This is a genomic window from Modestobacter caceresii (genome assembly GCF_000761485.1).
In the GTDB taxonomy this organism is placed as follows: domain Bacteria; phylum Actinomycetota; class Actinomycetes; order Mycobacteriales; family Geodermatophilaceae; genus Modestobacter; species Modestobacter caceresii.
Map to the genome: position 1 here is coordinate 29,627 of NZ_JPMX01000064.1, position 24,258 is coordinate 53,884.

The window sequence follows — 24,258 nt, forward strand, 5'->3', positions numbered from 1 at the left end:
GTCAGACCCGCACCCGCTCGGCCAGGTCGGCGAAGATCGCCGGGCCGATGCCGCTGACGTCGTCCAGCCGGTCGACGCTGGTGAACGGCCCGTGTGCGGAGCGGTGGTCGACGATCCGCTGGGCGAGCACGGGGCCGATCCCCGGCAACGCGTCCAGTTCCGCGACGGTCGCGGTGTTCAGGTCCAACAGGACCCCGCCCACCGCCGCGCCGCCGGTCGGCTCCGCGCCGGCCACCGCCCCGGGCACCCCGACGGCGATCTGCTGGCCGTCGGTGACCACGGCAGCCGCGTTCACCGACGCCGGGTCGGCCTCGGGCAACAGCCCGCCGGCCGCGGCCAGCGCATCGGCCACCCGCGCCCCCGCCGGCAGCGTGACCAGGCCCGGGCTGCCGACCGACCCGACGACCGAGACCACGACCGTGCCGGTCGGTGCGCCGGGTGCCGGGACAGTCGAGGCAGGTGGCACCGGGCTGTCGGTGGCCACCGCGGCACCGCTCGAGGCAGCGGCCGGCACCTGGTCGACGACCGGCCGGGCGACCCAGGTCCAGCCGACGACGACGACCGCCGCCAGCACCGCGACTCCCCACAGCGCCCAGGCGCCCGGACGACCGGGGTCGACCCGCGCGGCACGCCCGGGTGCGCGGTGCCGGCCCAGCCCCGCGGGCAGGTGAGCGGGCTCGACGGGCTGGGTCGCCCGGTCGTCCTCGTCCTCCGGCCAGCCGCCGTCGTGGCCGGACGGTGCACCCGGCTCGTCCGCGTCGGGGACCCAGCCGCCGGGCTGCCCCTCCGCCAGCAGTGCCCGGAGCCGGGCCCGGATGACGTCGGAGTCGTCGCTGCGACGGGCAGGAGGGCGCACGGCAGGGACGCTAGGGAGCCGGCGCTGCCCCCGACGAGGGCCGCGGCCAGGTTGTGGACGGCGGGCACCGTTGTGGACGGCGGCCCCCGCGCAGTGCCGGGGCCACCGGACTGTGGCCGGGTGCCCGAGCTCCCACCCTCAGTCCTGCCCGTGCTCGGACGGGCCCGGAGGTGGCGCGTCCTGCGGCCGCTGTCCTGCCTCGGTCGCGGGCCGCGGCGTGGGGTCGACGACCACCCCGACCGCTCCCGGCCCGACGTGCGCCCCGACCGCGGCTCCCAGCTCGCTGACGTACAGCTCGGTCAGCGCCGGGAGGCGGGCGGCGAGCTGGTCGGCGAGCCGTTGCGCGCGCTCCGGGGCGGCGAGGTGGTGCACCGCCGCTGCCACCGGCGCGTCACCGGCCACGTCGGCCGCGCGCTGGACCAGCCGGTTGAGCGCGCGGGCCGAGGTGCGCACCTTCTCCAGGGCGACCACCTGGCCGTCGGTCACGTGCAGCACCGGCTTCACCGCGAGGGCACTGCCCAGCAGGGCGGCCGCGGCACCGATCCGCCCGCCGCGCCGCAGGTGCTCCAGGGTGTCGACGACGAAGAAGGTGCGGGTGGCCGCCGCGGTCTGCCGCGCCGCGTCGGCCACCTCGGCGGCCGAGGCGCCGTCCGCCGCGGCCCGGGCAGCGGCCAGCACGGCGAACCCGGTGCCCATCGCGGCCGACCGGGAGTCCAGCACGGTCACCAGGTGCTCACCGACCTGCGTCGCGGCCACCCGGGCGGCGTCCAAGGTGCCCGACAGCTCCCCGGACAGGTGCACCGACACCAGCCGGTCGGCACCGCCGTCCAGCAGCCGCCGGTAGACGGCCACGAAGTCCCCCGGCGTCGGGCGGGACGTGCTGACGTGGCCGCCCCGTACGGCGAGCGAGCGGGCGACCTCGCCGGAGGTGACGTCGCTGCCCTCCCGGCCGGACCGCCCGGCGAGCACCACGTAGAGCGGCACGACCTCGATGCCGAAGTGCGCGACGACGTCGGCCGGCAGGTAGGCCGTCGAGTCGGTGACCACGGCGACGGACATGGCGCGAGGCTAGCCGCGTGGTGCGCGGCGCCGCGGGAGTGGCTGGTCAGCCCGCGTCGGCGTCGGTCGCCGGTGCGCCCTCCTCGGGGCTGGCTCCCGCCCGCGGCGCGTCGGGGGCGTCGGTGGCCGAGGGCTCGGGGAAGGGACCACGGTCACCGGTCGCCCGCACGCCACCCTCCACGCCCTCCGGCGTCGACAGGTTGTGCCGCATCAGCCGCCACCCCGAGGCCTGGAAGGACAGCTCGCTCCAGTGGCAGTTGCCCAGCGGCCCGAAGACCCGCTTGTGCTCCGCCCCCAGCCCCAGCAGCGCCTCGATCAACCGGCCGGCCGTCCCGCCGTGGGTCACCAGCACGGCCGTGGCCGCCGGCGGCAGGTCTGCCACGGCAGCCAGTGCCCGCGCGGCGACGTCGGCCTGCGCCTCCCCGCCACGCTCCGGCACCGGTCGGCCGGCCATCCAGTCGGCGTACTGCCCCGGGTGCCGGTCGGCCACCTCGTGCCGGGTCAGGCCCTCCCAGCTGCCCAGCCCGTGCTCACGCAGCCGCTCGTCGACGAGCAGTTGCACGCCCAGCAGCGGGGCCAGCGCCCCAGCCGTGTCGACCGCGCGCTGCAGGTCGCTGGAGACCAGCAGCACCTCCTGGCCCTCCAGCAGGGCGGCGAGGTGAGGCGCGGTGCGGGCGGCCTGGGCCCGCCCCTCGGCGTCCAGGGGCGGGTCGAGCTGACCTTGGAAGCGCCCGGCGGCGTTCCACTCGGTACGGCCGTGTCGCCACACGAGCAGGCGGGGCACCGCCGGGGCGTCGACGCCCCCGGTCACCGGCCGGACTCGCCCGGGACGTCCTCGCCGGCGCCGTCCTCGTCGCCGGCGGCAGCGTCCTCTGCCGGCGTGGGGGCCGCAGGGACCGCGCCGTCGGTGAACGGGATCATCGGGCAGTCCTTCCAGAGCCGCTCGAGGGCGTAGTAGGCGCGCTCCTCGGCGTGCTGGACGTGCACGACGACGTCGACGAAGTCCAGCAGCACCCACCGCCCCTCGGCCACGCCCTCGCGGCGGACCGGCTTCACACCGTGCTCGCGCAGGCGCTCCTCCACCCCGTCGACGATCGACTGGACCTGACGTTCGTTGGGCGCCGAGGTCAGGACGAACGCGTCGGTGATCGCCAGGCGGTCACTGACGTCGACGATCGAGACGTCGGTGGCGAGCTTGTCGGCGGCGGCCTGCGCTGCGATGAGCGCGGTCTCGCGTGCCTCGTCCGAGGCGGTCATCGGGGGATCTCCTGCAGGTCGGGGGACGGATCGTCCCCGTGGGTGGGGGTGTCGCTCAGGTCGGGTGGGGTGGCCGCGGTCTCGCGGTGGTCGATGGCCGCGGGCTCCCGGTGGTCCATGGTCGCGGACTCCCGGTGGTCGAGGGCCAGGAGCCGCTCGGCCGGGAAGCCACTGACCCGCGGCGCGGTGTCGGCCAGCAGCTCGTCGGCCCCGGCGGTGCCGGGGTGGTACAGCCCGCGCTTCTCGATGTACTGCACCACACCGTCGGGCACCAGGTACCAGACGGGCCGCCCCCGGCGCACCCGGTCGCGGCAGTCGGTGGAGCTGATCGCCAACGCCGGCACCTCGACCAGGCTGACCGCGCCGCGCGGGAGGTCGGCGTCGGCCAGCTGGTACCCGGGCCGGGTGACGCCCACGAAGTGCGCCAGCTGGAAGAGCTTGTCCGTCTCCCGCCAGCCCACGATCTGGGCGAGCGCGTCGGCGCCGGTGATGAAGAACAACTCGGCGTCGGGGTGGAGGCGGTGCAGATCGCTGAGGGTGTCGATGGTGTACGTCGGCCCGCCCCGGTCGACGTCGACCCGGCTGACGGAGAACCGCGGGTTGGAGGCGGTCGCGATGACGGTCATCAGGTAGCGGTCCTCGGCAGGGCTCACGCCCCGGTCGGACTTCTGCCAGGGCTGACCGGTCGGCACAAAGACGACCTCGTCGAGCCCGAACAGCCCGGCGACCTCGCTGGCGGCCACCAGGTGCCCGTGGTGGATGGGGTCGAACGTCCCGCCCATCACCCCGAGTCGACGTCCTGCCACCGATCGAGCCTAGCCCGGCCCCGCCGGGGCCGGTCGTCCGACCACCGGCTCCGGCGACCGGCGGGAAGGGCACGACGGCCGGGTGCCGCCGGTGTGCGCCGGTCGGCGACCGGCTCCCCCGTGCCGCCGCTCGCCACCGAGGTGGCACCGCGTGATCGCAGCACCCCGTGCTCCGGCCCCGTCGTCCACCCTGCCGTCGTGCCCGATCGGACGATGCCGTCTGGTTTCCGGGTCTGCAGGGAGGGACTCCGATGGGAACGATTCCGTCGGCGTGTCGTCATGTTCGGGGACGCACCAGGGGCGGCCGGGGCCGGCTCAGAGGGTGGTGACGAAGTCCGCCAGCTGCGCCGCGGTGCGGACCTCCACCATCGGGACGACGTCGGCGTACCGGTCCGCGGCCGAGTCGCCGCTCCCCCACAGCCGGCGTGGCTCCGGGTTGAGCCAGTGGGCCGACCGTGATCGCCGCACCAGGTCGGCCAGCGTCGGCAGGCCCGGGTGCCGGTAGTTGGTGCGACCGTCGCCGAGCACCAGCAGCGACGTCTTCGGGCCGACCGCCGCCGGCCACCTCTCGGCGAAGACCTCCAGCGCGTTGCCGTAGTCGCTGTGCCCGTCGAAGCTGACCACGTCGGCCTCCCGGCCGATCCGGGCGATCGCGTCGACCACGTCGGCCCCGGGGGTGAAGAACCGGGTCACCTCGTCGGTCGAGTCGACGAAGGCGAAGGCCCGCACGCCGCTGAAGTGCTCGCGCAGCGCCTGGGTGAGCATCAGGGTGAAGTGGCTGAAGCCGGCCACCGAGCCACTGACGTCGCAGAGCACCACCAGCTCGGGCTTGTGCACCGCCCGCGGCCGGTGGTGCGTGACCAGCGGCATCCCGCCGGTGGCCAGCGAGGCGCGCACCGTGCGGCGGAAGTCCAGCCGCCCGGCCCTGCCCAGCCGCCGGCGGGCCGACAGCCGCACGGCCAGCCGCCGGGCCAGCGGCGCCACGGTGCGGCGCAGCTCGGCGAGGTCGGCCTGCTGGGCGCGGAGGAAGTCGACCTGGTCGGCCATCGGGCGGACGGCGTTGCGGGCGACCTTGTCCCGTCCCTTCTCCGCGGCGGTGCGGCGCCGCACCTCGGCCTCCACCGCCGTCCGGAACGCCGCGATCCGCTCCTTCGCCGTCGACCGGGCCACCTGCTCGGCCAGCCCGCCGGCCTCACCGCCGGCGAGCATCCCGGCCAGCAGCTGCGCCACCAGCGTGTCCGGCGACAGTGCGCGCAGCACCCGGTAGCTGAAGAACGACTGCCCCGAGGGGGTGGGCGCCCCGGCGCCGAGCTGGTCGACCGCCAGCCGGGCGAACCGGCGCAACGCCTCCTCGTCCCCCTCCAGCAGCAGCCGCAGCAGCTCCGCGCGCAGCGCAGCGGCCAGGGCGCCGGGGTCCCCCACCGGCAGGGGTCCATCGGTGCCGGGCTCGCCGTCCTCGCCGCCGTCCCCGGCTCCGTCGTCGCCCGCGACGGGCACCGGCCGGTCGGTCAGCGGCCACCAGAGGTCGAACAGCACGTCGAAGGCCTCGCGCTGGGCGGCCCGGCGGAGCAGCACCGCGGCCAGGCCGTGCCGCAGCTGCTCCCGGTCGAGCAGGTCGACGACGGTGAGCACCTGGGCGGCGTCCACGGCCTGGCTGATCCCGACCGGCACGCCGGCCTCCCGCACCGCGCGGACGAAGCCGCCGAGGTGCCCGACGAGATCACCCGGCTCGACGGCGGCTCCCGGCGGCATCAGTTCAGCCGGAGCTCGGCGGCGGCCCGGGCCTGGTCACTGGCGTGCTTGAGCACCACGCCCAGCGTCGAGCGCATCGCCGACTCGTCCAGGGTGTCCAGGCCGAGGGCCAGCAGCGTCTGCGCCCAGTCCAGCGTCTCGGAGATCGACGGCGCCTTCTTCAGCTCCAGCGCCCGCAGGGCCCGGACCGTGCGCACCAGCTGGTCGGCCAGCCCCGGAGCGAGGTCGGGCACCCGGGACAGCACGATCTCCCGCTCCCGCTCGGCGCTCGGGTAGTCCAGCGCCAGGTACAGGCAGCGCCGCTTGAGCGCCTCGGACAGCTCGCGGGTGGCGTTGGAGGTGAGCACCACGAGCGGCCGGCGGGTGGCGGTGATCGTGCCCAACTCGGGGATGGTGACCTGGAAGTCGCTGAGCACCTCCAGCAGGAGGCCCTCCACCTCGACGTCGGCCTTGTCGGTCTCGTCGATGAGGAGCACGGTCGGCTCGGTGCGCCGGATGGCGGTCAGCAGCGGCCGGGCGAGCAGGAACTCCTCACCGAAGACGTCGTCGTGCACGGTGTCCCAGTCGGCACCGCCGGTGCCCGCCGCGGAGATCCGGAGCAGCTGCTTCTTGTAGTTCCACTCGTACAGCGCCCGCGCCTCGTCCAGGCCCTCGTAGCACTGCAGCCGGATGAGCTCCGAGCCCGTCGCGGCGGCCATCGCCTTGGCCAGCTCGGTCTTGCCCACCCCGGCCGGGCCCTCCACCAGCAGCGGCTTGCCCAGCCGGTCGGCCAGGAAGACGGTCGTGGCGATCTGGGCGTCGGGCAGGTACCCGGCGGCCGACAACCGCGTCGTCACGTCCGCCACGTCGGCGAACTGGGCGGCGTGCGTGGGCGTGCGGGACATGCGGCTCCCTCGTTGGGGCGGCGGGGCGGGTGGGCGCTCGTGCGGGTGCGTACCGGGGTCAGCGGGTGTGGCCGTTGCCCGTGACGACGTAGGTGGTGGAGGTGAGCTCCGGCAGCCCGAGCGGGCCACGGGCGTGCAGCTTCTGGGTGGAGATGCCGATCTCGGCGCCGAACCCGAACTCGCCACCGTCGGTGAACCGGGTGGAGGCGTTGACCAGCACCGCGGCCGCGTCGACCCCGGCGGTGAACTCGGCGATCGCCCGGGCGGAGTCGGCCACGATCGCCTCGCTGTGCCCGCTCCCCCACCGGCTGATGTGGTCCAGCGCGCCGGGCAGGTCGTCGACCACCCGGACGGCCATGTCCAGCGACAGGTACTCGGTGGCCCAGTCCTCGTCGGTGGCGGGGACGACGCCCTCGTGGGCCTGGGCCGCGGCCTCGTCGCCGTGCAGGGTGACCCCGGCGTCGGTCAGGGCGGCCAGCAGGCGGGGCAGGAAGGCGACGTCCCGGTGCACCAGCAGGGTCTCCGCGGAGTTGCACACGCTGACCCGGGAGGTCTTGGCGTTCAGCACGATCGCCTCGGCCATCGCCGGGTCGGCGGAGGCGTCGACGTAGACGTGGCAGTTGCCCACGCCGGTCTCGATCACCGGCACGGTCGCCTCCCGCACCACCCGGTTGATCAGCGAGGCCCCACCGCGCGGGATGACGACGTCGACCAGACCGCGGGCGTTCAGCAGCTCCCCGACCGACGCCCGGTCCGCCGGCAGCAGCGCGATCGAACCGGCGGGCAGCCCGGCCTTCTCGGCGGCCTCGGTGAGGACGGCGACCAGCGCGGTGTTGGTGCGGTGCGCGGAGCCGGACCCGCGCAGCAGCGCGGCGTTCCCGCTCTTCAGGCAGAGCCCGGCGGCGTCGACGGTCACGTTGGGCCGGGCCTCGTAGACGATCCCGACCACGCCGAGCGGCACCCGCACCTGGCGCAACTGCAGCCCGTTGGCCAGCGTGGACCCGCGGACGACGTCGCCGACCGGGTCGGGCAGCGAGACAAGCTCCCGCAGCGCGTCGGCCACCGCGGCCAGCCGGGCCGGGTCCAGCCGCAGCCGGTCCAGCACCGAGGCCGGCGTGCCGTCCGCCGCAGCGGCCTCGACGTCGGCGGCGTTGGCGGCGAGCACCTCGTCGGCCCGCTCCAGCAGCGCCTGCGCCATCGCGGCCAGCGCGGCGTCCTTGGTCTCGGTGGGCAGGGTGCGCAGCACGCGGGCGGCCTCACGGGCGCGGACCGCGGCGGCCCCGATCAGCGGGAAGTCGGCGTCGGACACGCGTCGAGGTTACGCGCGGGCCCCGTGCCGGGTCCCGCCGCGAGCCTGCGGGCGGTGGGGTCCTCCCTCAGCTGCGCAGGGCGCGGAGCACCTGGTTGCGGGCCTCGCCGGTCAGCCGGTCGACGAAGAGCTTCCCGTCGAGGTGGTCGACCTCGTGCTGCAGGCACCGGGCGAGCAGCCCGCTGCCCTCGATCCGCAGCGGCTCACCGTGCACGTCGAACCCCTCGGCGACGCAGTGCATCGCCCGCACGGTGGGGGCGTGGAGCCCCGGGATCGACAGGCAGCCCTCGTCGTCGTCCTGGGTCTCCTCGCTGCGCTCGGCGATCACCGGGTTCACCATGTGCCCGATGACGCCGTCGACGTTGTAGGAGAAAACCCGCAGGCCCACCCCGATCTGGGTCGCCGCCACACCGGCCCGGCCGGGGTGGTCGACGGTCTCCTCCAGGTCGCGGACGAGCGCGGCGAGGTCCTTGTCGAAGGCGCGGATCGGGTCGGCCGGGGTGCGCAGCACCGGGTCACCGATCTCGCGGATGGATCGAACAGTCACGGGGGCAGTCTCTCAGCCGGGAGTGCGGCGCCCGACGAGGACCATCTCGTCGCGGTGGACGACCTCGCGGCGGTACTCGGGGTCCAGGTCCCCGGTCTTGCGCCCCAACAGCGCCGGCAGCTCGCGGGCGTCGTAGGCGACCAGGCCGCGGGCGACCACCTCGCCGTCCGGACCGACCAGCTCCACCGGGTCGTCGGCGAGGAACTCCCCGGTCACGCCGGTGATGCCCGCGGCCAGCAGTGAGGCGTGCCGTTCCCGGACGGCACGGACCGCGCCCTCGTCGAGCAGCACCCGGCCGCGGGGGCGGCTGGCGTAGCGGAGCCAGAACTGCCGGGCCGAGGGACGCCGCCCGGTGGGGGCGAACAGCGTGCCCACCCGCTCACCGGCCAGTGCGTCCGCCGCCTGTGCGGTGGAGGTGACCACGACGGGCACCCCCGCGGCCGAGGCGATGAACGCAGCCTCCACCTTGGTGGCCATCCCGCCGGTGCCGACGCCGTTGCGGCTGGCCGAGCCCAGCGTCACCGCCGCCAGGTCCGCCGGGCTGCGCACGGTGTCGACCAGCGCGGCCGGGCCGGTGCGCGGGTCGCCGTCGTAGACGCCGTCCACGTCGGAGAGCAGCAGCAGGGCGTCGGCCATGGCGACGTGGGCGACCAGCGCGGCGAGCCGGTCGTTGTCGCCGAACCGGATCTCCTCGGTGGCGACCGTGTCGTTCTCGTTGACGATCGGCAGCACGCCGAGCGCGAGCAGCCGCTCGATCGTCTGCTGCGCGTTGCGGTAGTGGCTGCGCCGGGTCAGGTCGTCGGCGGTGAGCAGCACCTGGCCGACGGTCACGTCGTGGGCGGCGAAGGCGTCGGCGTAGGTCTGCACCAGCCGCAGCTGCCCGACGCTCGCAGCCGCCTGGGCGGTGGCCAGGTCGCGGGGGCGGCCGGCCAGCCCCAGCGGCGCCAGCCCCGCGGCGATCGCCCCGGAGGAGACGAGCACGACCTGCCGGCCGGCGGCCCGCAGCGCCCCGAGGACGTCGACCAGCGCCCGCAGGCGGGTCTCGTCCAGCCCGCCGGGCAGCGTGGTCAGCGACGAGGAGCCGACCTTGACCACCACCCGCTGCGCGGCGGCGATCTCCGCGCGGGCGGTCACCGGTCGGTGTCGTCGAGGAGGTCGGCGTCGATCCAGCCGTCGCCCTCGGTGACTTCGTACGGGAGCCGGCGGGCCTTCTTGGCCAGCAGTCGCTCCTCGGCCGACAGCCGGGCGTTGTCCTCCAGCCGGGTGTCGGTACCGCGGCCGCCGAGGCCCGCGGTCTCCTCGATGGTGAGCGTGCCGGCCGGCAGGGTGGGCTCCCAGTCGAACGTGACGTCGCCGACGGTGATCGCGTCACCGGGGACGGCGCCGGCCTTGGCCAGCCCCTCCTCGACACCGAGGCGGTTGAGCCGGTCGGCCAGGTAGCCCACGGCCTCGTCGTTGCTGAAGTCGGTCTGCCGGACCCAGCGCTCGGGGCGCACCCCGAGCACGACCCACCCGTCGGTGCGGGGATCGCGCTCGACGGTGAAGCCGCCGTCGTCGACGGCGCGCGGCGTGATGGTGATCGGGGCCGGTGGGAGGTCCGGCAGCGAGGCGCGGTGCTCGCGGACGGCGGCGGCGAGCGCGTAGCCCAGCTCGGTCACCCCTTCCCCGGTGGCCGCGCTGATCGGGAAGACCTGCAGGCCGCGCTCCTCCAGCGAGGCGCGCACGAGGTCGACGAGCTCGCGGCCGTCCGGGACGTCGATCTTGTTCAGCACGGCGATCCGCAGCCGGCCGACCAGGTCGAGGTCCTCGCCGCCGTACTCGCGCAGCTCGTGCTCGAGTGCCTCGATGTCGGTCTCCGGGTCGCGGCCGGGCTCCATCGTCGCCATGTCGACCACGTGCACCAGGACGGCGCAGCGCTCGACGTGCCGGAGGAACTCCAGGCCCAGGCCCTTGCCCACGGAGGCGCCGGGGATCAGGCCGGGGACGTCGGCCATCGTGTAGGTCGTGTCGCCGGAACGGATCACGCCCAGCTGCGGCACCAGCGTGGTGAAGGGGTAGTCGGCGATCTTGGGGCGGGCTGCCGACATCGAGGCGACGAGGGAGGACTTCCCGGCCGACGGGTACCCGACCAGACCGACGTCGGCGATGCTCTTCAGCTCGAGGACGGCGTCCACGGCCTCGCCGGGCTCACCGAGCAGCGCGAACCCGGGGGCCTTGCGGCGGGCGTTGGCCAGGGCCGCGTTGCCCAGGCCCCCCTTGCCGCCACGTGCCAGGACGAGCCGGGCACCGGCGCCGACCAGGTCGGCGACGACCTGACCGTCGACGCTCACGACGGTGCCGGAGGGCACGCCGAGCACGAGGTCGGCCCCGCGTCCGCCGTTGCGGTAGTCGCCGGCTGCCTGCTTGCCGTTGCCGGCCTTCTGGTGCGGGCGGTGGTGGAAGTCCAGCAGGGTGTGCACGCTGGGGTCGACCTGCAGGACGACGTCGCCGCCGTCACCGCCGTCGCCCCCGTCGGGACCGCCCAGCGGCTTGAACTTCTCGCGGTGCACGGAGCTGACCCCGTTGGCACCCTTGCCTGCCGAGACGTGGACCGTCACGCGGTCGACGAAAGCGGCCATGATCGCCGCCTCTCTGCGTTACGGCCGAACTGTCCGGAAAGGGGAACGGGTGGCGGCGCCGATTCTCGGCGCCGCCACCCGGTCAGAGCTGGTCGTGCTGGGTGGTGCTGGGTGGTGCTCAGACCGAGGCGGTCTCACGGGCGGCAACCGGCGCGCCGACAGCCGTGATGGCGACCTCGCGGCGGCCGCGGCGGAACCCGAAGGTCACCGAGCCGGGCACGAGCGCGAACAGGGTGTCGTCCTTGCCGCGGCCGACGCCGAGACCCGGGTGGAAGTGGGTGCCGCGCTGGCGGACGATGATCTCGCCGGCCTTGACGACCTGACCACCGAAGCGCTTGACGCCCAGGCGCTGGGCGTTGGAGTCGCGACCGTTACGGGACGACGATGCGCCCTTCTTGTGTGCCATGTCGTCAGCCCTTCGTGATGTCGCGGACCACGACGCTGGTCAGGGGCTGACGGTGCCCCTGGCGCTTGTGGTAGCCCGTCTTGTTCTTGAACTTGTGGATGTGGATCTTCGGGCCCTTGCCGTGCTCGACGATCTCGCCGGTCACGGTGACGCCGGCGAGCGTCTGAGCGTCGGCGGTGACGGTGTCGCCGTCGACCAGCAGGATGGCCGGAAGGGTGACGGTGTCACCGGCCTCTCCGCTGAGGCGGTTGATGGTGAACGTGTCACCGACACCCACCTTGTGCTGCGCTCCACCGGCCTTGACGACTGCGTACACCACTGACTCCTCGATCGGTTCCATGTGTCCAGCACTGTGTCCTGCGCGCACGACCGCCACGAGGGTCGAGTGCTGGACGTGCTGCTCGCGCCCCCCAGGCGGCACCGGAGTGCGCGGCCCGTGGTGGAGCAACCCGTCCAGCGTACCCGAGGCGGCGTGCCCGGGTCGAACCGCGTAGGAGCGGTTCGACCCGGCCCCCGGGCGAGGCGGCGCCCTGCCCGGGGTCCTCGGTCAGGCGGGCGGGCCTGCGGGCCGCGAGGCGGCCCTGCGGCGCCGCGGCCGGACCACCGGCACGTCCTGGTCGGCCACGGGCTCGGCGACCGGTTCGGGCGCCACGGCGACGGTCGACTCCGACCGCTCCGCAGCCGCAGCCGGGACGTCCGGGGCGGACGTCGGCGCCGCCACCGCAGCGGCGAGGACGGTGTCCGGCGTCGACTCCTCGGCGGGCGTCGGCTCCTCGGCGACCACCTGCACGGCCGTCTCGCCGGCGGGCAGCGGCTCCTCGTCGGCGGGTGCCCCGTCAGCGGGTGCCTCGGCGGTGGGCGCCTCGGCGACCGCAGCGTCCTCGGCCCCACGGGCCTCGGCCGACCCACGGCCGCGGCGGCCCCGGTTGCGACGGCCACGGCCCTCACCGGCCGGCTCGGTCGTCGGCTCGGCGACCTGCTCCCCCGCGGCCTGCTCACCCGCAGCGGGCTCGTCGAAGGACGCCCCGCCCTGCAGCGCCATGGCGTCTGCGACGTCCCAGCCCGCGGCCGGGTCCTCGCGACGGGACGTCGCGGAGCCCTCGTCCGCCGTGTCCAGGGCCGTCTGGTCCGCTGCCGGGCCCTGGTCGACCTCAGGGGCCGGCGAACCGGCGTCCACGGGACCGCGCTCGGTGGCGTTGCCGCCCCGGGAGCCACGGTCCCGGCCACCCCGGCTGCGACGCCCGCGACCGCCGCCGGTCTCGGCGGCGTCGCCGCCCGGCACGTCGGCCACGTCGCCCGCCGGGGCGGCCTCCACCGTCGCCGGGGCGGCCTCCACCGTCACCGGCGTGGTCTCCTCGGCGACGGGGGTCGGGACGTCGGCGTCCTTGGGCCGGTCGTCCCGGCCCTTGTCCCGGCCCTTGTCGGAGCCGGCACCGCTGCCCGAGCCGCTGCCCGAGCCGGACCCGTTCCCCGAGTCGCCCCGGTTGCGACCGCCGCCACCGTTGCCGGCTGCGCCGTTGCCGCCGGCGCCGTTGCCGCCGCCGTTGCCGCTGGACCGCTTCTTCTCGTCCACCGGGTCGACCTGCACCAGCACACCCCGACCGCGGCAGTGGTCACACGGCTCGGAGAAGACCTCCAGCAGGCCCTGACCCACGCGCTTGCGGGTCATCTGCACCAGGCCCAGCGAGGTCACCTCGGCGACCTGGTGCTTGGTGCGGTCGCGGCCGAGGCACTCGGTGAGCCGCCGCAGCACGAGGTCGCGGTTGCTCTCCAGGACCATGTCGATGAAGTCGATGACGATGATCCCGCCGATGTCGCGCAGCCGGAGCTGGCGGACGATCTCCTCGGCGGCCTCGATGTTGTTCCGGGTGACGGTCTGCTCGAGGTTGCCGCCGGAGCCGACGAACTTGCCGGTGTTCACGTCGACGACCGTCATCGCCTCGGTTCGGTCGATGACCAGCGAGCCACCCGAGGGCAGCCACACCTTGCGGTCCAGCGCCTTCATCAGCTGCTCGTCGATCCGCAGGTCGCGGAAGACGTCGCCGGTGCCGGTGTAGCGCTGCAGCCGCTCGGACAGCTCCGGGGAGACGTGTGCGACGTAGGCCTCGACGGTGTCCCAGGCGTCGTCGCCCTGGACGACCAGCCGCTTGAAGTCCTCGTTGAAGACGTCGCGGATGACCCGGATCGCCAGGTCCGGCTCGCCGTAGAGCAGCGTCGGCGCGTTGCTGGTCGAGGAGGCCTTGGTCTGGATGACCTCCCACTGCGCCTGCAGCCGGGCCACGTCGCGGGTGAGCTCCTCCTCCGAGGCGCCCTCCGCGGCCGTGCGGATGATGACGCCGGCGTCCTCGGGGACGATCTTCTTCAGGATGTCCTTGAGCCGCTGGCGCTCCTTGTCCGGCAGCTTGCGGCTGATGCCGGTCATCGAGCCACCGGGCACGTAGACCAGGAAGCGGCCGGGCAGGTTGACCTGCTGGGTCAGCCGGGCGCCCTTGTGGCCGATCGGGTCCTTGGTCACCTGGACCAGGACCTTGTCGCCGGACTTGAGCGCGGTCTCGATCGAGCGGGACTTCCCGGACAGGCCGGCGGCGTCCCAGTTGACCTCACCGGCGTACAGGACGGCGTTGCGGCCCTTGCCGATGTCGACGAAGGCGGCCTCCATGCTGGGCAGCACGTTCTGCACGCGGCCCAGGTAGACGTTGCCCGCGAACGAGGTGGCCTGTGCCTGGGTGACGTAGTGCTCCACCAGGACGTCGTCCTCCAGGACGGCGATCTGGGTGCGCTCCCCCTGCTGGCGGATGACCATCGCCCGGTCCACGGCCTCACGCCGGGCCAGGAACTCCGACTCGCTCAGGATCGGCGCGCGGCGACGGCCACCGTCGCGGCCCTCCCGGCGGCGCTGGCGCTTGGCCTCGAGCCGGGTGGAGCCGGCCACGCCGCGGACGTCGTCGTCGCTGGAGGTGCGGCCGTTGCGGCCGGCCCGCTCGGGACGGTCGTCGGCGTCCTCGGTGCTGTCCTCGCTGCTGCCGTTCTCGCCGCTGCTGCCGCGGCGACGACGCCGGCGGCGACGGCGGGTGCTCGAACCCGAGCCACCCTCGGCGGCGTCGTCGTCCTCGCCCTCGTCGTCCTGGCCCTCGGGCTCGGTGCTGTCGTCGGACTCCTCGGCGCCGGCCGGGGTGTCGGTGTCCTCGTCGTCGCGGTCGCCGTCGGTGCCGTCCTCGCCGGTGCGGCCACGGCCGCGGCCCCGACGGCCCCGGCGCCGACGGCGGCTGCCCGAGGAGCCGCCGTCCTCGCCGTCACGGTCGTCGGAGTCCTCGAGGTCCGGCTCGTCGGTCTCGGTGGTCTCGGTGGTCTCGGTGGTCTCGGCCTCGACCGGCTCGCTCTCGGCCGCGCTGCGGCGACGACTGCGGGAACGCCGCGGCGGTGCCTGCTCCTCGTCGCGCTCGTCGGTGGCCGGGCGGTCGTCGGTCCGGCCGGCGTCCGCGTCGGTCGACTCGGTCGGCGACTCGGCCTGGGGACGGCGGCTGCGGCGGCGCGGTGCCGCGACCTCGGGCTCGGGGGCCACGAAGCTGACGAAGGCGGGGGCCACCGGCGAGAGCTGCGGTGCCGGGGGCTCGACCGAGTCGGGGTCGGCGGTCACGGCCGGCCGGGTGGCCCGGCGGCGGGGCCGGGCGGTGACGGTGGTGGGCTCGGGCGAGCTGAACTGTGCCCCGAAGCTGGGGAGCTCGTGCTCGGGCTGGGGGGTGACCGCCTCGGCCACCGGGACCTCGACCTGCTCCTCGGAGAGGTCGTCGGCCGACGGCTCGGTGTCCGGCTCCGCGGGCGACCCGTCATCCGTGGCCGGCTCCGCGGCGAGGCCGCCGAGCAGATCGGCGCTGGACGCCGATCCGTCCGCGGCGCTGGTGTCGGTGCTGTTCTCGTTGTCGTTGTGGTCGGCCACGAAGGGCTCGCCTCCTGTGCGTCCCCGGGCGCCGATCGTCTCCGACTGGCGGCCGCGCAGGAACGTGGGTTGGGCGGATCGGGCGGCCGCTGGGAGCGGCGGTTCTGCCCGGCCCGCGAAGTCTGGTCCGCGCCCCGGCCGGTGCGGCTGGGGCCCGGTGGTGCAGCGTGCTGAACACGGGTGGTGCGGTGGTCCGAAAGATCAGGTGGTGCCGAGTTCAGGTGGTGCAGCGCCACGGCTGGCAGACGTGTCGCAGGCGACGCCGGGCGCATCCGGGTCCGACCGGGTCAGACCTGAGCCGGCTCCCCCTGGCAGCGGGAACTGGCCACGCGGTCGGGCCCGAGCGGATCGGCGACGTCACCGCTGTCGTCGAGCCGGCCCTGCGCCTCACGCACGGCCCGGGCGGGCAACGGCGGGTGCAGGTCGGCGACGGCAGCCAGAGCGGCCATCACGTCATCCGGTCGCACGGTCGGCGTGAGCTGCCGTACGACCACGAGCAGTATGGCACAACCTGCCTCAACAGCGACCGCGGCGGAGACGACGGCCTCCCGCGCGTCGACGTCCTTGGTGCCGTTCTTGGTCCGCTTCGCGACCAGCACCACCTCCTGGGCGAGGAAGGCCTGCACCGCCGCGGAGAGCTCGTCGGCGTCCACCCCGGGCAGGTCGATCCGCCACCGGGTGGCGTCCAGCCGGTCGGCCAGGGACCCGCTGCCCTCGACGGCCTCGACGCACTCCAGGACGTCGATGCCCGGGGGCAGTGAGGCGTCCAGTGCAGCCCGCACCTGCTCCGGGTCGCGCCGCGCGGACAGCCCGATCTCGAAGTACTCCGCCTCCGAGGCCGCACCGGTCGGCGCCGCCCCCATGTAGGAGATCTTCGGGTGCGGGCTGAAGCCGGCGGAGAACGCCATCGGCACCTGCGCGCGGCGCAGCGCCCGCTCCAGGGCGCGGGCCAGGTCGCGGTGCGAGGCGAAGCGCAGCGGACCGCGCTTGGTGTAGCGCAGCCGCAGCTTCTGCACGGTGGGCGGCGGCGGTGGGCCGTCCGGGGTGCGGGCCACTACCGGCCGACGGGGGTCAGGGGCAGCAGGCTGCGCCCGGTGGGCCCGATCTGGATGTCGGTGCCCATGGTCGGGCAGACGCCACAGTCGTAGCAGCCGGTCCAGCGGCAGTCGCCGACCTCGTCCTCGGAGATCGCGTCCTGCCAGTCGTCCCAGAGCCACTCCTTGTCCAGCCCGGAGTCCAGGTGGTCCCAGGGCAGCACCTCGTGCTCGGTGCGCTCCCGGGTGGTGTACCAGTCCAGGTCGACCCCGAACGCGGCCAGCTCCTCGGCCGCGGCGGTGACCCAGCGCTGGTAGGAGAAGTGCTCGCTCCAGCCGTCGAAGTGCCCACCGTCGCGCCAGACCCGCTCGATGACCCGGCCGACCCGGCGGTCGCCGCGGGACAGCAGCCCCTCGATGACGCCGGGCTTGCCGTCGTGGTAGCGCAGGCCGATCGAGCGGCCGATCCGGCGGTCGGCGTTGATCGCCTCGCGCAGGATCTTGAGCCGGTGGTCGATCGTCTCGGCGCTGGCCTGGGCGGCCCACTGGAAGGGCGTGTGCGGCTTGGGCACGAAGCCACCGATGGAGACGGTGCAGCGGATGTCCTTGCTGCCACTGGCCTCCCGGCCGGCGCGGATCACCTCGACCGCCAGCTCGGCGATCTCCAGCACGTCCTCGTCGGTCTCGGTGGGCAGGCCGCACATGAAGTACAGCTTCACCTGGCGCCAGCCGTTGGCGTAGGCCGTGGTGACCGTGCGGACCAGGTCCTCCTTGGACACGGTCTTGTTGATCACCCGGCGGATCCGCTCGCTGCCGCCCTCGGGGGCGAAGGTCAGCCCGGAGCGGCGGCCGTTGCGGGAGAGCTCGTTGGCCAGGGTGACGTTGAAGGCGTCGACCCGGGTGCTGGGCAGGCTCAGGCCGGTGTTGGTGCCCTCGTACCGGTCGGCGAGCTCCTTGGCCAGCTGGCCGATCTCGGAGTGGTCGGCGCTGCTCAGCGAGAGCAGCCCGACCTCCTCGTAGCCGGTGGCCTTGAGGCCGGCGTCGACCATCGAGCCGATGCCGGTGATCGTGCGCTCGCGGACCGGGCGGGTGATCATCCCGGCCTGACAGAACCGGCAGCCCCGGGTGCAGCCGCGGAAGATCTCCACGCTCATCCGCTCGTGCACGCTCTCGGCCAGCGGGACCAGCGGCTGCTTGGGGTAGGGCCACTCGTCGAGGTCCATCACGGTGCGCTTGGCGACCTTGGCCGGGACGTCGTCCCGGGTGCGCCGCACCTCGGCGATCGTGCCGTCGGCGGCGTAGCTGACCCCGTAGAAGCGGGGCACGTAGACCCCGTCGACGCGGGCGAGCCGGGCCAGCAGCTCGACCCGTCCTCCGGGGCGGCCCTGCTCCTTCCAGGCGGCGACGACGTCGGTCATGTCGCCGACGACCTGCTCGCCGTCGCCGAGCACCGCGCAGTCGACGAAGTCGCTGACCGGCTCGGGGTTGAAGGCGGCGTGACCACCGGCGACGACCACCGGGTGGCTCTCGTCGCGGTCGACCGCGTGCAGCGGGACACCGGCGAGGTCGAGCGCCTCGAGCAGGTTGGTGTACCCCAGCTCGGTGGCGAAGCTGACGCCGAGCAGGTCGAACTCCCGCACCGGGCGGTGGGCGTCGACGGTGAACTGGCCGACCCCGTGTTCGCGCATGAGCCCGGCCAGGTCCGGCCAGACGGCGTAGGTGCGCTCGGCCAGGGCGTCGGGGCGCTCGTTGAGCACCTCGTAGAGGATCATGAGGCCCTGGTTGGGCAGCCCGACCTCGTAGGCGTCGGGGTACATCAGCGCCCAGTGGACGGCGACGTCGTCCCACGGCTTCACCTGGGCGTTGAGCTCGCCACCGACGTACTGGATCGGCTTCTGCACCTGGGCGAGGAGTGGCTCGAGGCGGGGGTATAGCGATTCCACAGTCATGACCCGCCCAGGGTAGCCGCTGCCCCAGGGGCCGAAGTCCCGACTTCGGCCCTCAGACCCCCTCGCCGGGGCCCACCGCGAGCTCGCGAGTGGTGGGGGGCGAGGGGGTCCTCCCTCAGAGAGCCGGGAAGAACAGCGCGATCTCGCGCGCGGCCGACTCGGGCGAGTCGGAGCCGTGCACGATGTTGGCCTGCACCTCGAGGGCGAAGTCGCCGCGGATCGTGCCGGGGGCGGCCTTCACCGGGTCGGTGGCGCCGGCCAGCGCGCGGAATGCCTCGATGGCCCGGGGCCCCTCGACCACGAGGGCCAGCAGCGGCCCCCCGGTGATGAACTCGACCAGCGAGCCGAAGAACGGCCGCTCGCGGTGCTCTCCGTAGTGCTCCTCGGCGACCTCGGTGGTCAGGGTGCGCAGCTCGGCGGCGACCAGGCGCAGGCCCTTGGCCTCCAGGCGGGCGATGACCTGGCCGACCAGGCCGCGGGCAACGCCGTCGGGCTTGACCAGGACCAGCGAACGCTCAGCAGTGGGTGCAGACACGCCCGGGAGCGTACGGGACGTCGACTGTCAATCCAGGTTGACAGCTCACGGCTGTCAATCTAGGTTGACGACATGGCCTCCCCCACCGACGTCACCACCGCCGCCGCGGCCGACGACCCGGACACCGGGCTCCGTGCCATCCGCGCGCTGCGCGACCTCGCCGACCGCCTCGAGGTGCTCCAGGTCGGCAACGCCCGGGCGCGCGGCTGGTCCTGGCAGCAGATCGCCGACGCCCTGGGCGTCAGCAAGCAGGCCGTCCACAAGAAGCACGCCACCTCGAGAAGGGACCGTTGACGTGTTCGAGCGCTTCACCCGAGAGGCCCGTCAGGTGGTCGTCATGGCACAGGCACAGGCTCGCTGGCTGCACGCCGACCAGGTCGAGCCGGTGCACCTCCTGCTGGCCCTGACGGCCGACCCCGGTCGAGGGGGCCAGGCGCTGCGGGCGACCGGCGCCGACCTGGGGTCCGTCGAGGCGGCCCTGGCACGCTCGAACGGCGCGCTGGACGCCGACGCACTGGCCGCCATCGGCATAGACCTGGACCAGGTGCGGGCTGCTGCCGAGTCCGCCTTCGGCCCGGGCGCGCTGGACCGCGGTGGCCCGGAACCGTCCGGTCACCTGCCGTTCGCCGATGGGAGCAAGCGCGCCCTGGAGGAGTCGCTGCGCCACGTCCTGCGGTCGAAGCTGCGCCGCCGGGCCCGGGTCATCGACAGCGGTGCCCTGCTGGCCGGGTTGCTCACCGTCGGCGACCCGGTGGTGCGGCGGGTGCTCCAGCAGCTGGGCACCGACGCCGACCGGCTGCGCGGTCAGCTCGGGGACGCCTCGGCGGCGTAGCGCCGTCAGCCGGCGGGCGGCGCCGGGGGTGCCGCCGGCGGCGGTCCGAAGGGCGAGCCGAGCAGCTCCTTGCGGACCTGCAGCAGGTACAGCCAGATCGCCACGAAGATGCCGCCGACCAGCCACATCGCCCCGCTGAGCAGCCCGGTGAGCACCAGCGGCACCTGCAGTGCCGTGCCGATGAGCAGACCCTGCGGACGGCGCTGCAGCCCGCTGGCCAGGACGAGCAGCACGGCCAGCACGAGCAGGACGGTCAGCCGGGTGCCGGTGAGCCCTTCTCCGGTCTGGGCGATGCCCCGCGGCACGAAGAGGACGGCGATCCCCTCCAGCAGCAGGATCGCCGCCGCAGCTCCACCGAGGGCCTTGCCGGCGCGGACCGGGTCGGGTGCCGTCATGACCGCTTGCCGCGGAGCAGGCTGCGGGCCTCCCCCGCGGTGACCACGCTGCCGGTGACCAGCACGCCGGACCCACCGAGCGCGTCGTCGGGACCGGCCTCGGCCAGCTCCATCGCCGACTCCAGCGCGTCGGTGAGCAGCGGGTGCACGCTGACCCGGTCGGCCCCGAACACGTCGACCGCCAGCGCCCCCAGCTCGTCGGCCGGGACCGCCCGCGGAGAGCTGTTCTGGGTGACCACCAGCTCGGCGCACAGCGGCTCCAGCTCGGCCAGCATGCCGCTGACGTCCTTGCCCTGGACGCAGCCGACGACGCCGACCAGCCGGGTGAAGTCGAAGGACTCCCGGACCGCCTCGACCGTGGCCCGCATCCCGGCCGGGTTGTGCGCCGCGTCGACGAGCACCGCCGGGGAGGTGCGCACCCGCTCCAGCCGGCCGGGCGAGCGCACCGCGGCGAAGGACTCCCGGACGACGTCCTGGGCGACCGGGCCGGTGGCCGACCCCGCACCCAGGAACGCCTCCACGGCAGCGAGCGCCACGGCCGCGTTCTGCGCCTGGTGCGCGCCGAACAGCGGCAGGAAGACCTCGTCGTACTCCCCGCCCAGCCCCTGCAGCCGCACCTGCTGGCCGCCGACGGCGACCCGGCGCTCCAGCACGCCGAACTCGGTGCCCTCGCGGGCCACGGTCGCGTCGACCTCGATCGCCCGCCGGACCAAGGCCTCCAGCGCGCCGGCCGGCTGGTGGGCGAGCACCGCGACGACGCCGCCGTCCGGGCGCCCGTCGGGCAGCACGCCGTCCCCGGAGGTCGGCTTGATGATCCCGGCCTTCTCGGCGGCGATCGTGGCGACGTCGGGCCCCAGGTACTCGGCGTGGTCCAGAGAGACGGGCGTGACGACGGCGACCCGGGCGTCGGCGACGGTGGTCGCGTCCCACGTGCCGCCCATGCCGACCTCGATGACGGCGACGTCGACCGGCGCCTCGGCGAAGGCGGCGTAGGCCATCGCCACCATCACCTCGAAGAAGGACATCGGGACGTCACTGCCCGCGTCGACCATCTGCACGTAGGGCTCGATGTCGTCGTAGACCTCGACGAAGCGCTCGGCCGGCAGTGGCTCGCCGTCGAGCACGATCCGCTCGCGCATCGACTCCAGGTGCGGGCTGGTGAAGCGGCCGACGCGCAGGCCGAAGCCGCGCAGCAGCTCGTCGACCATCCGCGCCGTCGTCGTCTTGCCGTTGGTGCCGGTGACCTGGACGACGGGCATCGCACGGTGCGGTGAGCCCAGCAGGTCGACCAGGGCGGAGATGCGGGTCAGCGACGGCTCGAGCCGGTTCTCCGGCCACCGCGCCAGGAGCGCCTGCTCGACCCGGGCCAGGTCACGGGAAAGGGAGGTGCTCATCGCTCCTAGGATGCCAGTCATGGTTGCCGACACCCGATCCCTGGACAGCACTCCCCCGGGGAGCACCGGCGGCGTACCCGAAAAGCCCTCGATCGACGGGCTGGAGGAGAAGTGGGTGGCCCGTTGGGCCGAGGGCGACACGTACGCCTTCGACCGGGACGCCGCGCTCTCCGCCCCCCGCTCGCAGACCTACGCGATCGACACCCCGCCGCCCACAGCCAGCGGGTCGCTGCACGTGGGCCACGTGTTCAGCTACACCCACACCGACATCGTCGCCCGCTACCACCGGATGCGCGGCAAGCACGTCTTCTACCCGATGGGCTGGGACGACAACGGCCTGCCCACCGAGCGGCGGGTGCAGAACTACTACGGCGTGCGCTGCGACCCCTCGCTCCCCTACGACGAGGACTTCACGCCGCCGGAGAAGCCGGGCAAGGACCAGCTGCCGATCTCCCGGCGCAACTTCGTCGAGCTGTGCGAGCGGCTCACCGCCGTCGACGAGGACGCCTTCGAGGAGCTGTGGCGCCGGGTCGGCCTGTCGGTCGACTGGTCGAACGTGTACCGGACGATCTCGGAGTCCTCGCGCGCCACCGCGCAGAAGATGTTCCTGCACAACCTGGCCCGCGGTGAGGCCTACGCCCAGGAGGCGCCGACCCTCTGGGACGTCACCTTCCGCACCGCGGTCGCCCAGGCCGAGCTGGAGGACCGGGAGCGCCCGGGCGCCTACCACCGGATCGGCTTCGCCGGCCCCGAAGGCCCGGTGTTCATCGAGACCACCCGCCCCGAGCTGCTGCCGGCCTGCGTCGCCCTGGTCGCCCACCCCGACGACGAGCGCTACCAGCCGCTGTTCGGGAAGACCGTCACGACGCCGCTGTTCGGCGTCGAGGTGCCGGTCGTGGCGCACCGGCTGGCCGAGCCGGACAAGGGCTCGGGCATCGCGATGATCTGCACCTTCGGCGACCTGAACGACGTCACCTGGTGGCGGGAGCTGCAGCTGCCGACCCGCGCCGTCATCGGCTGGGACGGCCGGTTCATCGCCGACCCGCCGGCCGACGTCCCCGCCGACGTGTACGCCGAGCTGGCCGGCAAGACCTCCTTCAGCGCGCAGCAGCGGATCGTCGAACTGCTCCGTGAGTCCGGCGACCTGGTCGGCGACCCGAAGCCGATCACCCACCCGGTGAAGTTCTTCGAGAAGGGCGAGCGCCCGCTGGAGATCGTCACCACGCGGCAGTGGTACATCCGCAACGGCGGGCGGGACGGCGACCTGCGCGACGCGCTGCTGGCTCGCGGCCGGGAGATCCAGTGGGTGCCCGAGCACATGCGGCACCGCTATGACAACTGGGTCGAGGGGCTCAACGGCGACTGGCTGATCAGCCGGCAGCGCTTCTTCGGTGTGCCGTTCCCGGTCTGGTACCGGTTGGACCCCGAGGGCGAGCCCGACTACTCCGCGCCGATCCTGGCGCCGGAGTCGGCGCTGCCGGTCGACCCGTCCTCCGACGTCCCGGAGAGGTTCACCGCCGACCAGCGGGGCGTGCCGGGCGGGTTCATGGCCGACCCCGACGTCATGGACACCTGGGCCACCTCATCGCTGTCGCCGCAGGTCGCCTCGGGCTGGGAGACCGACCCGGAGCTGTTCGCGCACGTCTTCCCGATGGACCAGCGGCCCCAGGCGCACGACATCATCCGCACCTGGCTGTTCTCCACCGTCGTCCGGGCGCACTTCGAGCACGGCACGGTGCCGTGGACGCACGCGACCATCTCCGGCTTCGTGGTCGACCCCGACCGCAAGAAGATGTCGAAGTCCAAGGGCAACGCGACCACCCCGATCGACGTGCTGGAGCGCTACGGCACCGACGCGGTGCGCTGGCGTGCCGCGGGCGCCCGGCCGGGTGCGGACTCGCCCTTCGACGAGGCGCAGATGAAGGTCGGCCGCCGGCTGGCCATGAAGGTGCTCAACATCGGGAAGTTCGTGCTGGGGCTGGGCGCCTCTCCCGATCTGACGGCCGAGGCGGTCACCGAGCCGATCGACCGCGGGCTGCTCGCCTCGTTGGCCCAGGTGGTCGACGAGGCGACCGCGGCGATGGAGGCCTACAACTACACCCGGGCGCTCGAGGTCACCGAGTCGTTCTTCTGGTCCTTCTGCGACGACTACGTGGAGCTGGTGAAGACCCGCGCCTACGGCTCTGGCCCCGCGGCTGCTTCCGCGCAGGCCACGCTGGCGCTGGCACTGTCGGTGCAGTTGCGACTGCTCGCCCCGGTGCTGCCGTTCGTCACCGAGGAGGTCTGGTCCTGGTGGCAGACCGGCTCGGTGCACCGGGCGCTGTGGCCGACCGCGACCGAGCTGCCGACCGGTGGCGACCCGGCGGTAGTGACGGCCGCGGCCGAGGTCCTGTCGCTCGTCCGCAAGGCGAAGTCCGACGCGAAGACCTCGATGCGCACCGACGTGGCGACGACGACGGTGACCGTGCCCGAGGCGCGGGTGGCCGCGGTCGAGGCCGCCCGGGGTGACCTGGTCGACGCCGGCCGGATCGCGGAACTGACCGTCGTCGCCGGCGACGGCCCCCTCCGCGTCGACGTCGTCCTCGCCGAGGCCCCCGAGGCCTGACGCCGCCCGGCTGCTGCCCGACCTCCGGGTGGCAGCTGGCGGCGCCTGCCGGTGATGTGCACTGACGGCAGGTACTGCGGCCG

Annotated in this window: 22 protein-coding genes; 3 read left to right on the forward strand and 19 right to left on the reverse strand. The window is 74.3% G+C overall.

From position 1 onward, the window contains the following. Nucleotide 1: 1 nt before the first annotated feature. From IN07_RS14315 to ndk, 17 genes are all read right to left on the reverse strand, one after another. Nucleotides 2-856 (reverse strand): ComEA family DNA-binding protein, encoded by an 855-nt coding sequence (locus tag IN07_RS14315; protein WP_036336683.1) that lies wholly within the window; start codon nucleotides 854-856, stop codon nucleotides 2-4. 138 nt (nucleotides 857-994) lie between these two features. Then, complete coding sequence (locus IN07_RS14320; RefSeq protein WP_052091280.1) at nucleotides 995-1,915, reverse strand: DegV family protein; 921 nt, start codon at nucleotides 1,913-1,915, stop codon at nucleotides 995-997. A gap of 46 nt (nucleotides 1,916-1,961) precedes the next feature. After that, complete coding sequence (locus tag IN07_RS14325; protein WP_036336685.1) at nucleotides 1,962-2,726, reverse strand: histidine phosphatase family protein; 765 nt, start codon at nucleotides 2,724-2,726, stop codon at nucleotides 1,962-1,964. After that, on the reverse strand, nucleotides 2,723-3,172 hold the full coding sequence (gene rsfS, locus IN07_RS14330) for a ribosome silencing factor (RefSeq protein WP_036336687.1): 450 nt from the start codon (nucleotides 3,170-3,172) through the stop codon (nucleotides 2,723-2,725). The genes IN07_RS14325 and rsfS overlap by 4 nt, the downstream gene beginning before the upstream one ends. Then, a complete protein-coding gene (nadD, locus tag IN07_RS14335) occupies nucleotides 3,169-3,978 on the reverse strand; it encodes a nicotinate-nucleotide adenylyltransferase (RefSeq protein WP_231558382.1) in 810 nt (269 codons plus the stop codon). The genes rsfS and nadD overlap by 4 nt, the downstream gene beginning before the upstream one ends. 315 nt (nucleotides 3,979-4,293) lie before the next feature. Further along, complete coding sequence (locus IN07_RS14340) at nucleotides 4,294-5,730, reverse strand: vWA domain-containing protein (RefSeq protein ID WP_036336691.1); 1,437 nt, start codon at nucleotides 5,728-5,730, stop codon at nucleotides 4,294-4,296. Then, a complete protein-coding gene (locus IN07_RS14345) occupies nucleotides 5,730-6,614 on the reverse strand; it encodes an AAA family ATPase (RefSeq protein WP_036336692.1) in 885 nt (294 codons plus the stop codon). Before IN07_RS14345 ends, IN07_RS14340 begins: the two co-directional genes overlap by 1 nt. Nucleotides 6,615-6,672: 58 nt before the next feature. Further along, on the reverse strand, nucleotides 6,673-7,923 hold the full coding sequence (locus IN07_RS14350) for a glutamate-5-semialdehyde dehydrogenase (protein WP_081975416.1): 1,251 nt from the start codon (nucleotides 7,921-7,923) through the stop codon (nucleotides 6,673-6,675). A 67-nt stretch (nucleotides 7,924-7,990) separates the two neighbouring features. Then, complete coding sequence (gene def / locus IN07_RS14355) at nucleotides 7,991-8,470, reverse strand: peptide deformylase (RefSeq protein WP_036336693.1); 480 nt, start codon at nucleotides 8,468-8,470, stop codon at nucleotides 7,991-7,993. Nucleotides 8,471-8,482: 12 nt separating this feature from the next. After that, a complete protein-coding gene (gene proB / locus IN07_RS14360; RefSeq protein WP_036336694.1) occupies nucleotides 8,483-9,604 on the reverse strand; it encodes a glutamate 5-kinase in 1,122 nt (373 codons plus the stop codon). Next, nucleotides 9,601-11,088, reverse strand: coding sequence for a GTPase ObgE (gene obgE, locus IN07_RS14365; RefSeq protein ID WP_156119200.1), 1,488 nt, complete (start codon nucleotides 11,086-11,088; stop codon nucleotides 9,601-9,603). The genes proB and obgE overlap by 4 nt, the downstream gene beginning before the upstream one ends. A 118-nt stretch (nucleotides 11,089-11,206) precedes the next feature. Then, nucleotides 11,207-11,494 (reverse strand): 50S ribosomal protein L27, encoded by a 288-nt coding sequence (gene rpmA, locus IN07_RS14370; protein WP_036336698.1) that lies wholly within the window; start codon nucleotides 11,492-11,494, stop codon nucleotides 11,207-11,209. A gap of 4 nt (nucleotides 11,495-11,498) precedes the next feature. Continuing rightward, complete coding sequence (gene rplU, locus IN07_RS14375) at nucleotides 11,499-11,834, reverse strand: 50S ribosomal protein L21 (protein ID WP_442928864.1); 336 nt, start codon at nucleotides 11,832-11,834, stop codon at nucleotides 11,499-11,501. Nucleotides 11,835-12,041: 207 nt separating this feature from the next. After that, on the reverse strand, nucleotides 12,042-15,431 hold the full coding sequence (locus tag IN07_RS14380) for a ribonuclease E/G (protein ID WP_052091281.1): 3,390 nt from the start codon (nucleotides 15,429-15,431) through the stop codon (nucleotides 12,042-12,044). Between the two features lie 287 nt (nucleotides 15,432-15,718). Next, nucleotides 15,719-16,486, reverse strand: a complete 768-nt coding sequence (locus IN07_RS14385; RefSeq protein WP_036336700.1) for a TIGR03936 family radical SAM-associated protein — start codon at nucleotides 16,484-16,486, stop codon at nucleotides 15,719-15,721. Then, a complete protein-coding gene (locus IN07_RS14390; RefSeq protein ID WP_036336702.1) occupies nucleotides 16,486-18,414 on the reverse strand; it encodes a TIGR03960 family B12-binding radical SAM protein in 1,929 nt (642 codons plus the stop codon). Before IN07_RS14390 ends, IN07_RS14385 begins: the two co-directional genes overlap by 1 nt. A 115-nt stretch (nucleotides 18,415-18,529) precedes the next feature. Continuing rightward, nucleotides 18,530-18,949 carry a nucleoside-diphosphate kinase gene (gene ndk / locus IN07_RS14395; protein ID WP_036336704.1) on the reverse strand — a complete coding sequence of 140 codons (420 nt, stop codon included), beginning with the start codon at nucleotides 18,947-18,949 and terminating at the stop codon, nucleotides 18,530-18,532. Between the two features lie 72 nt (nucleotides 18,950-19,021). Here ndk and IN07_RS14400 point away from each other — a divergent pair, with 72 nt between their 5' ends. Next, entirely contained in the window at nucleotides 19,022-19,243 is a 222-nt protein-coding gene (locus IN07_RS14400; protein WP_036336706.1) for a helix-turn-helix domain-containing protein, read from the forward strand. Nucleotides 19,244-19,286: 43 nt separating this feature from the next. Further along, entirely contained in the window at nucleotides 19,287-19,781 is a 495-nt protein-coding gene (locus IN07_RS14405; protein ID WP_156119201.1) for a Clp protease N-terminal domain-containing protein, read from the forward strand. A gap of 5 nt (nucleotides 19,782-19,786) precedes the next feature. On the opposite strand, the gene IN07_RS14410 is transcribed toward IN07_RS14405, so the two are convergent. Together IN07_RS14410 and IN07_RS14415 are read right to left on the reverse strand one after the other, a co-directional pair. After that, nucleotides 19,787-20,176, reverse strand: a complete 390-nt coding sequence (locus tag IN07_RS14410) for a DUF4233 domain-containing protein (protein ID WP_036336709.1) — start codon at nucleotides 20,174-20,176, stop codon at nucleotides 19,787-19,789. Then, complete coding sequence (locus IN07_RS14415) at nucleotides 20,173-21,570, reverse strand: bifunctional folylpolyglutamate synthase/dihydrofolate synthase (RefSeq protein WP_036336711.1); 1,398 nt, start codon at nucleotides 21,568-21,570, stop codon at nucleotides 20,173-20,175. Before IN07_RS14415 ends, IN07_RS14410 begins: the two co-directional genes overlap by 4 nt. 19 nt (nucleotides 21,571-21,589) lie before the next feature. On the opposite strand from IN07_RS14415, the gene valS reads away from it, so the two are divergent. Then, on the forward strand, nucleotides 21,590-24,175 hold the full coding sequence (valS, locus tag IN07_RS14420) for a valine--tRNA ligase (RefSeq protein WP_036336712.1): 2,586 nt from the start codon (nucleotides 21,590-21,592) through the stop codon (nucleotides 24,173-24,175). Nucleotides 24,176-24,258 lie beyond the last annotated feature (83 nt).

Coding starts and splice junctions, on each gene's coding strand:
- rsfS (WP_036336687.1), bottom strand. CDS start 3,172: ATGACCGCCTCGGACGAGGCACGCGAGACCGCGCTCATCGCAGCGCAG.
- IN07_RS14410 (WP_036336709.1), bottom strand. CDS start 20,176: ATGACGGCACCCGACCCGGTCCGCGCCGGCAAGGCCCTCGGTGGAGCT.
- IN07_RS14340 (WP_036336691.1), bottom strand. CDS start 5,730: ATGCCGCCGGGAGCCGCCGTCGAGCCGGGTGATCTCGTCGGGCACCTC.
- IN07_RS14320 (WP_052091280.1), bottom strand. CDS start 1,915: ATGTCCGTCGCCGTGGTCACCGACTCGACGGCCTACCTGCCGGCCGAC.
- IN07_RS14345 (WP_036336692.1), bottom strand. CDS start 6,614: ATGTCCCGCACGCCCACGCACGCCGCCCAGTTCGCCGACGTGGCGGAC.
- rplU (WP_442928864.1), bottom strand. CDS start 11,834: ATGGAACCGATCGAGGAGTCAGTGGTGTACGCAGTCGTCAAGGCCGGT.
- obgE (WP_156119200.1), bottom strand. CDS start 11,088: ATGGCCGCTTTCGTCGACCGCGTGACGGTCCACGTCTCGGCAGGCAAG.
- valS (WP_036336712.1), top strand. CDS start 21,590: ATGGTTGCCGACACCCGATCCCTGGACAGCACTCCCCCGGGGAGCACC.
- IN07_RS14390 (WP_036336702.1), bottom strand. CDS start 18,414: ATGACTGTGGAATCGCTATACCCCCGCCTCGAGCCACTCCTCGCCCAG.
- IN07_RS14405 (WP_156119201.1), top strand. CDS start 19,287: ATGGCACAGGCACAGGCTCGCTGGCTGCACGCCGACCAGGTCGAGCCG.
- IN07_RS14400 (WP_036336706.1), top strand. CDS start 19,022: ATGGCCTCCCCCACCGACGTCACCACCGCCGCCGCGGCCGACGACCCG.
- IN07_RS14415 (WP_036336711.1), bottom strand. CDS start 21,570: ATGAGCACCTCCCTTTCCCGTGACCTGGCCCGGGTCGAGCAGGCGCTC.
- rpmA (WP_036336698.1), bottom strand. CDS start 11,494: ATGGCACACAAGAAGGGCGCATCGTCGTCCCGTAACGGTCGCGACTCC.